The sequence below is a fragment of the Pacificibacter marinus genome, assembly GCF_018860665.1.
Taxonomy (GTDB): Bacteria; Pseudomonadota; Alphaproteobacteria; order Rhodobacterales; family Rhodobacteraceae; genus Celeribacter; species Celeribacter marinus_A.
This window is the reverse complement of record NZ_JAHKPK010000018.1, coordinates 50,566-63,706: the sequence shown is the minus strand read 5'-3', so window position 1 is coordinate 63,706 and position 13,141 is coordinate 50,566. Positions and strand designations below refer to the sequence as shown.

7 protein-coding genes and 1 tRNA gene are annotated in these 13,141 nt (G+C 51.8%); 2 read left to right on the top strand and 6 right to left on the bottom strand.

The genetic code is table 11. From position 1 onward, the window contains the following. Positions 1–3: 3 nt before the first annotated feature. The 6 genes from gluQRS to KO497_RS04770 all read right to left on the bottom strand — a co-directional run bounded on the left by gluQRS (position 4) and on the right by KO497_RS04770 (position 7,302). Positions 4–846, bottom strand: a complete 843-nt coding sequence (gene gluQRS / locus KO497_RS04795; RefSeq protein ID WP_215942833.1) for a tRNA glutamyl-Q(34) synthetase GluQRS — start codon at positions 844–846, stop codon at positions 4–6. After that, entirely contained in the window at positions 846–2,192 is a 1,347-nt protein-coding gene (trmFO, locus tag KO497_RS04790) for a methylenetetrahydrofolate--tRNA-(uracil(54)-C(5))-methyltransferase (FADH(2)-oxidizing) TrmFO (RefSeq protein ID WP_215942832.1), read from the bottom strand. Before trmFO ends, gluQRS begins: the two co-directional genes overlap by 1 nt. Before the next feature lie 89 nt (positions 2,193–2,281). Next, complete coding sequence (locus KO497_RS04785; RefSeq protein ID WP_215942831.1) at positions 2,282–3,160, bottom strand: hypothetical protein; 879 nt, start codon at positions 3,158–3,160, stop codon at positions 2,282–2,284. 195 nt (positions 3,161–3,355) lie between these two features. Beyond that, the gene (gene gyrA / locus KO497_RS04780; RefSeq protein ID WP_215942830.1) at positions 3,356–6,130 is read right to left on the bottom strand and encodes a DNA gyrase subunit A; all 2,775 of its coding nucleotides are present in this window, start codon (positions 6,128–6,130) and stop codon (positions 3,356–3,358) included. A gap of 123 nt (positions 6,131–6,253) precedes the next feature. Further along, the gene (locus KO497_RS04775) at positions 6,254–6,727 is read right to left on the bottom strand and encodes a disulfide bond formation protein B (RefSeq protein ID WP_252729522.1); all 474 of its coding nucleotides are present in this window, start codon (positions 6,725–6,727) and stop codon (positions 6,254–6,256) included. Further along, positions 6,724–7,302, bottom strand: coding sequence for a YqaA family protein (locus KO497_RS04770; RefSeq protein ID WP_215942829.1), 579 nt, complete (start codon positions 7,300–7,302; stop codon positions 6,724–6,726). The genes KO497_RS04775 and KO497_RS04770 overlap by 4 nt, the downstream gene beginning before the upstream one ends. A 596-nt stretch (positions 7,303–7,898) precedes the next feature. Here KO497_RS04770 and KO497_RS04765 point away from each other — a divergent pair. Next, a tRNA-Leu gene (locus tag KO497_RS04765) sits at positions 7,899–7,985 on the top strand. A 1,058-nt stretch (positions 7,986–9,043) separates the two neighbouring features. Beyond that, positions 9,044–12,922 (top strand): Hint domain-containing protein, encoded by a 3,879-nt coding sequence (locus KO497_RS04760; RefSeq protein WP_215942828.1) that lies wholly within the window; start codon positions 9,044–9,046, stop codon positions 12,920–12,922. Positions 12,923–13,141 lie beyond the last annotated feature (219 nt).

Here is a 13,141-nt window from a genome sequence, read left to right as displayed (position 1 = left end):
AGCTTAAACAAGCCCGACCAACATCTTGATATCTGAGGGTGAATAACCATCTGCGCGATATTTCGATATCGCGCGGGCATCGTCACGCTTGGCCAATCGTTTGCCCGCGTCATCGCGGATCAGCTTGTGGTGATGATAAAGCGGCGCTCTATGCCCCAGAAGGTGCAGTAATAGAACTTGTACTTGAGTGAATTCGAACAGGTCGACACCGCGCACGACATGCGTGATGCCTTGGCGTATATCATCCACAGCAGAGGCCATGAAATAGGCGGCGGTTTGAATATCTTTGCGCCCGATAACAATATCACCAACGTCGCGCATAAGTGTATTTTTATCAATAGAGTATATGCCACAGTTAATGTCACCCATTTCATGAAAATTCAGATTGAAATCCCCTAAAGCCTTGCAAGCCCGATCCATATGAAGGCGTATCGCGTCACCGTTTTGGCGATCTGACATCGAACGGTGTTTGCAGATTTGGGGATAAAGATGGTGCGGCACACCTTCTTGTGGGGCGGATAAGGCGGCTGCGATCTCTTTGCGGCTGCACCGACACGGATAGGTTAGATCGCGCGAAATTAGGGATTCAAGGCTCTGATTATAAACATCTAAAGACTGAGATTGGAACGTAGGGTCTTCATCCCACGTCACACCTAACCATGTGAGATCTTCAATAATTTGAGCGATGTATTCAGGTTTGGAGCGCTCTAGGTCTGTGTCTTCAAAGCGTAGCAAAAATCGCCCACCATGGGTGCGAGCCATGTCGTGGGCGATCCAAGCCGAATAGGCGTGCCCGAGATGCAAAGGCCCTGTAGGGCTGGGTGCAAATCGTGTCACAAAAGACATTAAGACTGACCTTCAAGCCATTCATTAAATTGTGATTTTGCGCGATCTGTATAGGCTTTGTAGCGGTCTTTGCGTCCACGTCTGCCGGATTTTAGACCTTCGACAGGCGGGAATAATCCAAAGTTCACATTCATCGGCTGAAAGGTTTTCGCCTCAGCGCCGCCGGTGATGTGATGGATCAATGCGCCCGTTGCGGTTGTGCCGGGGGGCGATGTGATGGGCTTGCCCAGAATTTCATGCGCCGCCAAACGCCCTGCCAGCAATCCCATCGCAGCAGATTCAACATAGCCTTCGACGCCTGTGACTTGACCGGCGAAACGTATATTTGGCTTTGATTTCAATCGCATCTGATCATCAAGCAATGTTGGTGAATTCAAAAATGTATTGCGATGGATACCGCCAAGACGGGCAAATTTGGCATCTTCCAAACCTGGGATCATCTTAAATACATCCGCCTGCGCGCCGTATTTCATTTTGGTTTGAAACCCGACAATATTATACAGCGTGCCAAGTTTGTTGTCGCGGCGCAGTTGCACCACGGCGTAGGGTTTGTTTTCAGGATCATTGGCATTGGTCAGGCCCACGGGTTTCATCGGACCAAAGCGCAAGGTTTCACGCCCCCGTTCGGCCATCACTTCGATGGGCAAGCAGCCGTCAAAATAGCCAGCGGTTTCGCCCTCGTGGAATTCGGTCTTATCCGCCTCCAAAAGCGCGTCGATGAAGGCCTCGTATTGGTCTTTGGTCATTGGGCAATTGAGATAGGCTTTTTGCTCTTCCTCGGTCTCGCCTTTGTCATAGCGTGACTGCATCCATGCCACATCCATGTTGATGCTGTCATGATAGATGATCGGCGCGATGGCATCGAAAAAGGCCAAACGATCTGCACCGGTCTCTTTCGCAATTGCTTGCCCGAGTGCGGGCGAGGTCAGGGGGCCTGTGGCGAAAATCCAAGTGCCCGTTGATGGAATCTCATTCACTTCGCCGAACTCAACAGTGATATTCGGATGGGCGTTGATTTTCTCAGTCACAAATTCAGCAAAGGCATCGCGGTCCACTGCCAAAGCGCCACCAGCGGGCAGGCGGTGCTGCTCTGCTGCGGCCATGATCAGGCCATTTGCGGCGCGCATTTCCCAATGCAACAGCCCAACAGCGTTTTGTTCAGAGTCGTCAGAACGAAACGAGTTGGAACAGACCATTTCGGCCAAATTGCCCGTCTGATGTGCAAAGGTTTCTACCTTGGGCCGCATCTCGTGGATCACCACTTGAATACCCAAATTGGCCGCTTGCCAAGCAGCCTCTGATCCGGCCATGCCGCCGCCAACGATGTGGAGTGTTTTATCTGTCATAAGGGGGATGTAGCCCGATTGAGGGGCTTAGAAAAGCAAAAAGGGCCGCACGTGGCAGCCCTTTTCGATGTGTTAAGAAAGCGTAGAGCTTAGATGCCGCCGAGTACTGGCAGAGTTGACAAGTAGTCGTATGCTGTCATCACGCGCTCAGAGGCACGCAAACCACGGTCGCCAGTTTCAAAGGAAACAGCCAAACCAAAGCCGTCAACGCTATCGCCGTCGATTTCGAGTGAGTTGTATGATGCATCAACCCAGATGTTGTCTGCAACCATGTAGCCAGCGCCGATGCTCGCTTGTGTCAAGTCGTCGCCATATGCGTCGAAGTAATCAACAGAAGCGTTCAGACGGATGTTGTCACGGATGTTGTAAGAACCGGACAATGTGTAAACGTTGAGTTCGTCAACAACGATTGCGTCGAATTCAACTTCGTATGCGGCAACGTCACGTGACAGGCCTGCAAAGTAGATGTCATCCATGTCGTCACCGAAAGCAACGCCGAAGTAAGCGTCGAGTGCGGCTGTGTCATAGTCAACGTAAGCTTGGCCGCCATCGGATTCGAAACCGTCGACTTCAGTGTTGGTGTAAGCCGCACCAAAAGTCAGATCACCCAAGGCATATTCTGCACCTGCGGTTAAAGATGTGAATTCTTCGTCTTCAATTTCAAAAACGCTGGCGCCTGCAAAAACTGTGATTGCCGAGGTAATATCATAGCCAAGAATTGCTGAAATTTCTGAAATATTCAGATCGCCGCCACCAATTGAGAACTTTGCGCCTGACAATTCAGCGCCGTAAGTAAACTTACCTGATTTACCCTCAAACGCTGCTGCACCTGACAAATTTTCAAGTGTATCACCGCCTTCAGACAATTCGGAGTAGCCCAAGTCGAACGACAGGTATGTTGTTTCTGCAAAAGCTGGCGCTGCGGAAATTGCGGCCAAGCCTGTAAGTGCAAGAGCGATATTTTTCATTGTTTGGGATCTCCATTATAAATACAGGCCGACCTCTACGGCGTATTGCAGGAGAAAGACCAGCGCCTAAATTGGCAATGAATGGCGCAGTTGCAATGCGGCAACAAATGGGTCAGATTAGTCTTATGCTCAACATGATTTGAGGGCCCTAAGGCCCTCAAATGTAAAGTTTAATCAATTTATCGTGAGTGGAGTTTAGCTTGTGGGCGCATCCGGCGTCTCAGCCGCTGTGCCATCAACCACATCGGCCTCATCTTCATCGCTTTCCGCAATATAGGCCACGGACACAACCACTTCGCCTTTTCCTGTATTGAACACCTTCACACCACCAGCTGAGCGCGAGCGGAAGGAGATGCCTTGCACAGGGCAGCGGATAGATTGGCCTTTAGAGGTCGCAAGCATGATCTGGTCATCCAGCGAGACAGGGAAGGACGCAACAAGAGGCCCGCCACGCATCGCTTTATCCATCGCCGTGACGCCCATACCACCACGGCCCCGAACGGGATAGTCATGGCTGGACGACAGCTTGCCAGTGCCGCTTTCAGAAATGGTCACCAGCAGTTCTTCTGCGGCTTTCATTTCCTCGAAACGCTCTTGGCTGATGGAGCCCTCGACGGCTTCTTCGTCATCATCGGTTCCCTCAGCCTCATCCGCACCAGCTTGCGCACGACGCATTTTAAGGTAAGCAGCGCGTTCAGAGGCCTCCGCTTCAAAGTGACGGATCACAGACATCGACACAACTTCATCGTCGGTCATCTTGATACCACGAACCCCCAATGAAGCACGCGAATTGAACACACGCACGTCAGTGACAGGGAACCGGATGGCGCGACCAGAAGACGTCACAAGCATAACGTCATCATTTTCATCGCAAATGCGCGCATTGATCAGGCGCGTGCCCTCATCTTCGCCCTCGAATTTCATCGCAATCTTGCCGTTTGATTTCACATTGGTGAAGTCAGACAGGCGGTTACGACGCACAGAGCCTTTGGATGTTGCAAAGACGATTTGCAGGTCGTCCCATTCCACTTCGTCACGGTCCACCGGCATGATCGCCGCAATGCCAACACCTGTTGGGATAGGCAGAATATTGACAATCGGTTTGCCCTTAGCGGTACGTCCCCCAAGCGGCAAACGCCATGTTTTCAACTTGTAGGCCATGCCATCGTCAGTAAAGAACAGCAGCTGCGTATGGGTGTTGGCCACAAAGAGCGTGGTGATCACATCTTCGTCTTTGGTCGCCATGCCAGACAGACCTTTACCACCACGTTTTTGTGCGCGGTAATCGGCCAATGGCGTGCGTTTGGCCCAACCGGACGAAGTAATGGTCACGACCATGTCTTCTTTTTCGATCAGATCTTCGTCAGAGGAATCTCCAGACCAATCGACAATCTCGGTCCGACGCGGCACAGCGAACTGGGTTTTCACTTCGATCAATTCGTTCGAAATGATCTCCATGATGCGTTCGCGTGAGGCCAGAATTTCAAGGTAGTCTTTGATTTTACCAGCAAGTTCTTGCAACTCGTCGGTGACTTCTTTGACACCGATCTGTGTCAGGCGCTGCAAACGCAGTTCCAAAATCGCGCGGGTTTGAACTTCTGACAGGTTATAGGTGCCATCTTCATTGATCGTGTGCGACGGATCATCAACCAGTTTGATATAGGGCGCGATGTCATGAGCAGGCCAGCGACGCGTCATCAATTTGGCACGCGCTTCGGCCGCATCGGCAGAGGCGCGGATGGTGGCGACGATTTCGTCGACATTGGTCACAGCCACAGCCAAACCACACAAGATATGCGCGCGATCACGGGCTTTGCGCAGTTCAAACGCGGTGCGGCGCGCCACAACTTCTTCACGGAACGAGATGAAGTAGGTCAAGAAATCACGCAAGGTCAGCTGCTCAGGACGACCAGAGTTCAGCGCCAACATGTTACAACCAAAGTATGTTTGCAATGGCGTGAAGCGGAACAATTGGTTCAACACGACTTCGGGCGTGGCATCGCGTTTCAATTCGACCACAACCCGCACGCCAACGCGATCAGATTCATCTTGGACGTGGGCGATGCCTTCGACCTTTTTATCGCGCACAAGTTCGGCGATTTTTTCGATCATCGTGGATTTATTCACCTGATAGGGAATCTCGTCCACAACAATCGCATAACGGTCCTTGCGCAGTTCCTCGACATGGGTTTTGGCGCGAATGATCACAGATCCACGGCCCTCAAGATAGGCTTTACGCGCACCAGAGCGGCCCAACATGATCGCGCCAGTCGGGAAGTCAGGACCAGGGATGATTTCCATCAACCGCTCCATCGACAAGTCAGGATTGTCGATCAGCTCAAGCGTGGCATCGATCACTTCGCCCAAATTATGCGGCGGGATGTTCGTCGCCATGCCGACCGCGATACCGCCAGCACCGTTGACCAACATATTCGGGAAACGTGCAGGCAAGACGGTGGGTTCGCGCTCTTTGCCGTCGTAGTTGTCGGTGAAATCGACAGTGTCTTTGTCCAAATCGCCCGTCATGTAAGAGGTGACTTTTTGCAGACGCGATTCCGTGTAACGCATCGCCGCCGCACTATCACCGTCCATAGAGCCAAAGTTACCTTGACCATCGACAAGCGGTAAAGACATCGAAAAATCTTGCGCCATACGCACCAAAGCGTCGTAGATCGCGCTATCGCCATGCGGGTGGTAAGAGCCCATCACATCGCCGACAGATTTTGCCGATTTACGGTAGGTTTTGTCGTGGGTGATGCCTTTTTCGTACATCGAATAGATGATGCGACGGTGCACAGGTTTCAAACCATCGCGCAAATCCGGAATAGCGCGGCTGACGATTACGCTCATCGCGTAGTCCAAATAAGAGCTTTTCATCTCGGACGTGATCGAGATGTTCGGCCCATCATGGAACATAGGTTCGCGTGGTGTTTCGTCTTCGGAGTCAGGAGTTTGAGGAGTGTCGCTCACGATGTCCGCCTGTGGTTGTTTTGAGGTCTATATATCGTTGACCTGTAGTCTACCCCAGACAGTATATAGGGTGCAATGGCTCATTGGGCCCTTAGAGGGCCCTCAGTAACCTTGTGATGCGCTTTAAGCGTCTTTGCGTGCCGCCATGACCCAAACGACGACCAGAAGCGCTGAAAAGATGAAATTATAGCTGGCCATAGACAGGCCCAACAGCTGCCATGACACCTCGTCACACATGACGATCGCTTTGGTGGCCGATCCGGGCAAAAGATCGCTTCCGGTGAGGCCAGACAGCGCGTTGCTGCCGCCTGTGCAAGAGGTTGGGCCTTCCCACCATTTGTATTCAACACCAGCATGATAGGCGCCAATGCCCGAGGTCACTGCTGCGGCAAGCGCGCCCAGCCATATTAAGACACGGGCGCGCAGGCCCATATAGGCTGCCCCGATCAAGATAGCAGCCGCGTGGGGCCAACGTTGCCAAAAACACATTTTACAGGGCGGATACCCCAAAACTTGGAATAAGAAAGCACCAAGCAAAAGCGCAAGCGATCCACCCGCCGCCAAGATCACCAAATGTGTACGTGTCAATTTTTTCATAGGAATTTCACCACGGCAAAGCCGCCCACAAGTAAGATGACAAAAAGCGTGAACATCAGCCCCAAACGCTTTTCAATGAAATCGCGAATAGGTTCGCCGAATTTCCACAACAAGGCGGCAACAATAAAGAACCGCAAAGCGCGCGCGGCAACAGAGGCCGCGATAAAGACGGGCAGGGACAAAGCCGTTGCCCCCGACAAGATGGTGATGACTTTATAAGGAAAGGGTGTGACGCCTGCGATCAACACAGCCCAAGCGCCATATTGGTTGTATGTCTCTTTGAATTCATCGAAATACGCGTCTTTGCCGTAGAATTCGAGCACCGGACGACCAATGGTCTCGAAGGCACCATAACCGATGAAATAGCCAAGCATCCCGCCAGCGACCGAGGCCAGAGTGGCAACAAACGCGATCTTAAACGCATCTTTGGGGCGCGCAACGATCAATGGGATCATTAAAATATCAGGCGGGATCGGAAAGACCGAGCTTTCAACGAACGCGACCAAAGCCAAAGCCCATAACGCGCGCGGGTGTTGCGCCATGGACAGAGTCCAATCATAAAGCCGTTTCAACATATGCCCAAATCCTCAAAACCTGTTTTGCCTCTTTAGGCCGTATTGCTGCCTGTGGGTCAAGGTCAGATCACCGCATTTTACCCTTTGAGACCACGCTCTGACGCTAATCTGTGCATGTATCTATTGGTGCCCGCGGAAACTGCCGTGACACGGTCGGGCTGGGGCGTGCCGTTTGCTTCAATCACTTTGGTCTAAATTGTAGATATCCAGAACTATATGTGTGTGTCAGCCAATTGGGGCAGGGCGGTTTTCTTTGCTCTAAGCCTGTTCGAAAATCGGGCAGATGGCTTTTCTCATTTGGGTGCGCACTGCTGGCCGGGCTTCTCAATCCTGTGGATGTTCCCATATCAGCTCTCAACAAAGCCAATTTTGATGAAAACAGGCTATGATTGCGGTCTCATCGTGGTCTGCGATGTTTTTGGCGCTGCGCGACTTTGGCGAATGGCCTTAAAAATAAGGGCGTTTCCGTTCACCCCAAAAGAAAATGACATTTTTTTATCAAGAACTGTCATATCCCTCTTGTGGACGGCGGCGCGCTTCGCTAAATCCCTCACACGACGAAGCAAACGGTTTTAAGCGACCCAAAACTTCGATCTGCCCGCGTGGTGGAATTGGTAGACACAGGGGATTCAAAATCCCCCGCTGTAACAGGCTTGGCGGTTCGAGTCCGCCCGCGGGTACCATTCCAAAATTGCATTCCTTCGAGAATGTCTGACAGACCCCAAAGCATATGGGCTTTTGGGGTTTTTCTATTTTTGGCTTCTAAAATGCCATATTCTTCAGGATGCACCGCTGAACACAAGATCAATTTGTGGCGCTTTGTCTTCAAATTTTTAACCATAATTGATCGCTTACGGGGCTTTGGGATCGCGAATCATTTGCCTTATATGAGACAGATTCTCGCTCTGATTCGCCATTTGAACGCCCATACTGTTTCCAGAATAGCGTAAATTTAATCACGTGGATCGCATTGTTGAGCAGCACGATGGGATGCCGTCAGAATGGTGGCAAAAAAATGGATCACCCTACGTAATGAGAGACTTTGACGCAGCGTTCAGAAGATTAATGACCTAAGGGCAACTTAGGGCATTCATCGCTGTTCTGTAAGTGTTTGAAAAACATAAGCCTAAAGGCCTTTGCTCTGATTCCAACTTACCTCAAGGTTGTGTTACTCAACCCAATCACACGCGATGACTCGGCCGTTAACCAACTGCATCAACTTGTCTTTTTCGTCTTTTTCGACCTGCGATGAGTGAAAACGTATTTTGCAGTTGGACCATTTGATCGTATGACTCGACATGCCCACTGGGGGGCATAATTTTTCGGCCACGGGGGCGGCCGCGTAGAAGGGTGATCGTTTGATCATCTGGCATACGTGTCCGTGTGGTATTTGGAATGGTTGCTCGTTCCGCTGCTGCTGTAGACATGTGTAACCCGCTTGCGGGATGAGGTAAGTTTTGCCTTGCTGGATGTTTCGAGTTCTCCGTTTACGTGGCTTTTGGTGGCCAGTAACGCCTTCGGGTAATCGCGTTTGGGTGTCCTTACGTGTGTAGGAGAGAGAGTATGGCAAAGTGTCTAGTATGACAAAATGTCGATCATATCGTCCGAGCGCCCACCGCGCATTCTCCACCTTAAATGGCGTCAATCCCGTCTGCTTTGCTTTGGCAAAATCTCATAACCATTACACTTGCGTCGTCGTCGTGAACAGCGATGAGCGCGGCGGCAACCAGGAGCTTTAAACATGTCCGATTACACACTCGACCTCAACTCGACCGGCGCTGACGGTTCAACAACAGTCTCATCGTCCACAGGTGACGGCACAGTTGGTGTCACAGTATCGACACCAAAATCAGATGGTCACTCCTTCAAAATGTCTGGGGGAGAGCTGGAAAGCTCATGCGTCGATAAACCGACAACTGCAGAGTTTACCTTCACCGAAGAAGTCTCAAATGTCACTTTTGAAGTGTTTGACGTCGATTCTGGCCGTGGTTGGGACGATAAAGTCACCATCGTTGCGCTTAACGCTGCGGGCGAAGAGGTCGAAGTTACATTTTCGAACCTGTACAAGCATGAAGTTAATGGGAATTCGATCGAAGGTGACGGCAATGATACCTCAGCCGTCGAAGGCTCTGGTGCGCTTGATACAGTAACCGTTACGATCCCTGGTCCAATCGTGAGCTTTTCTGTCATTCACGACAACGGCAGCGATTCTTCTACATCTGGTACCGTAAAAATTGCTGACATTTCCTTTGACGAAGCCTCGAATTTGGACGGTATCGTTTCAGGCACTGACGGCGATGATACAATCACGGTTGATTACGAAGGTGATCCCGACGGCGATATGATCGACAATGATGACGCATTGTTGGACGGTGAAGTTGGCGACGACGACATCGTTCACGCTGGCGCGGGCGACGATCTTGTGATTTCAGGTGACGGAGATGATGAAGTCTTCGGCGAATCTGGCGATGATACCCTATGTGGCGTTGATGGCGACGACGAGCTGCACGGCGGCACTGGCGACGATTTCTTGGAAGGCATGAACGACAACGATTTGCTCTTTGGTGAAATCGGTGACGACACTGTTGCTGGCGATGCAGGCGACGATGTTGCTTATGGTGGCGCGGGCGCAGATACGATCACAGGTGGATCCGGTGATGATGAACTATACGGTGGCGCGCTTGCAAAAGACGTCACACTTGATTTCAACGACCTGACCACAGGCGAAGTTGTTGGCAATCAGTTCATCAGCGACGGCGTAACCATTTCAAGCGCCAGTGCAAGCAATCCCGTTATGGTCTTTGATACTGCCAACCCAACTGGCGGTGACAGTGACCTTGCAAGCAGCACACTCGGCAATGTTCTGATCCTGTCTGAAGATGGCGACAGCACTGACCCTGATGATGACGCATCCGGCGGCACGTTTGTTTTTGATTTTGCTGATGTTTCAACCGTCAACAGCCTGACATTCCTCGATATGGACAATGGCGTAGGCACCGTGACGTTGTTCGATGTCGACGGCGCTGTTATCGCAACGATCCCGACACCGACAACGGCCAACGGTGGAGTGGCGACGCTCGACATTGATACGGCTGGTGTTGCAAGTATGACGGTTTCATTGCCGGGCTCTGGCGCGATCGACAACCTGTCATATTCCGTTGACGCAGATGCAGGCGACGAAGCCGATTACATCGATGGTGGCTCTGGCGATGATTACATCAACGGCAATGCTGGCGACGATACGCTTCTGGGCGGCGCAGGCAACGATACGATCATCGATACCAGCGGCTCTGAAACTGTTGAAGGCGGGTCTGGCGACGACTTTATCGATGTGTCCGGTGCAAATTCTGGCCCGAACACTTTTGACGAGCTCGCCGCAGATCCATCGCTCTTGCTTGACGCAGCGCTTGATGACACGCCGTACCCAACAGACATCTACGATGACGCAAACCCAACCGATGACATCGACTATGTTGACGGCGGTGCTGGCAATGACACCATTTACACAGGTGACGATGCGGATACCGTTCTCGGCGGCGACGGCGATGACACCATCTATTCGGGCATCGATAACGATACCGTTTACGGTGGCTCAGGCAATGACACGATCATCGACGTTCAAGGGGCTGACTACGTCGATGGCGGCGACGGCGATGATTACATCGACGTGGGCAATGACACCTTCTCTGACTACGTTGGTGACGACCCTGCCTTGCCAAACGCTTTGTACCCATACGGATCAGACCAGAACACAGAAGACGGTAAAGACACCGTTTACGGTGGCGCTGGCAACGATACGATCCTGACGGGTGACGACGCGGATTACATCGATGGCGGTTCTGGCGACGATACCATCAACGCAGGCATCGACGACGACGTTGTCTATGGTGGCACTGGCAACGATACGATTATCGGCGGCCATGGGTCTGATGAAATCTACGGCGGCGACGGCGATGATTACATTGATGCCTCTGATGTCGATGGCGTCATGAACCACACAGATGAAAGCGACGACACTGATCCCGCTCCAGAAAACGACAGGGATTATGTTGATGGCGGCGCGGGCGATGATACGATCATCGGTGGCGACGACACGGATACGCTTTTGGGCGGTGACGGCGACGATACCATCGATGGCGGTATCGACAACGACATGCTTTACGGTAACGCGGGCAACGACACGATTGACGGCGGTGACGGCGATGACTTGATCGTTGGCGATGACAGCGATCTGTCCGAAAACCTGCTGGTCAACGGCGCTTTGGAAAGCGGTCAAGCGGATGGCACCTTCTCGCAAGTGTCTTCGATCACAGGATGGCAGTCCAACTCCGGTCTTATCGAGACTTGGGGCAACGGGTTCGAGGGTGAGTTCTCGAAAGACGGCGGCACGTTTATCGAACTTGACGCCGAACGTGGCCTCGACAGCATCTACCAAGACGTGGATACAACCGATGGTGAAAGCTACACCATCAGCGTTGATGTGATGCAGCGTGTTGAAGGGTCTGAAGATCAAGTCGAAGTTTACTTTGGCGGTGTTTTGATCGATACGATTGAGCCGGGCGATGAGTGGGAAACCTATGAGTTCGAAGTCACAGGCTCTGGCGATGATCGTCTTGAGTTCCGTGAACTCAGCGATGAAAACTCTACCTATGGTCCTTTGCTCGACAACATATCTCTAACCAGCAACGATGGTAGCGATATCCTGAATGGTGGCGCGGGCGATGATACCATCTACGGCAACCGCGGCGATGACATCATCGATGGTGGTGACGGCAATGATACCATCACAGGCGGCACAGGCGCGGATGAAATCTTTGGTGGTGCGGATGCGGATACAATCATCGGCGGTAACGCTGGCGATGTGGTCGACGGCGGCGAAGCTGGCGATGACAACGATACGCTTGATCTGACAGGCGCCGGTCCGCTCAATATCATCTACGATCCGAGCAACTCTGAAAACGGTACTGTCGATTTCCTTGATGGCGAAGGCAATGTAACTGGATCGATGACATTCGAGAACATCGAGAATGTGATCCCATGTTTCACGCCTGGTACGATGATCGCGACACCGAAGGGTGAAGTGGCTGTTGAGACCCTTAAAGTGGGTGATAAGGTCATCACCCGCGACAATGGGCTTCAAACCATCCGCTGGGTTGGCCACAAAACTCTGTCTTCTGTTGACTTGATGCTTCGCACGGAGCTTTGCCCAGTGATGATCCGCAAAGGGGCTTTGGGCAATGATTTGCCAGAGCGCGATATGATGGTGTCTCCAAACCACCGCATGCTCGTCGCATCTGAAAAAGCTGCGCTCTACTTTGACGATCACGAAGTTCTTGTCGCTGCAAAACACCTGACCAAGATGGACGGTGTTGAGCTTATGGGCGCTGAAGGTGTCACTTACGTCCACGTGATGTTCGACCATCACGAAGTGATCCTTGGGAATGGCACTTGGTCTGAAAGCTTCCAGCCTGGTGATTTCACCTTGGCCGGTATCGGTGAAGAACAACGCGAAGAAATCTTCTCGATCTTCCCTGAATTGCGCGAAAAGTCTGGTCGTGGCCACTATGAAACAGCACGTCGCGTGCTGCGCAAACATGAAGCTGAACTGTTGGTGTCTTAAGCACGCCGACATCCAAGCCTTCACCCGAATGTCAGCCTTGGGGGCATGGCATTCGGGGTCCTAACCTACCCATGGTTGAGACTGTCGAACAACCATATGATTCTAAGATCCGTTTAGGGTTTTCGCTCATACATCATATGGTCGTTTCCACATTTGATCGAAAAATCAAGTATCTGTGCAGCCGTTTCCGTTTAAGAAACGTCTGCACATTTTTGTGAC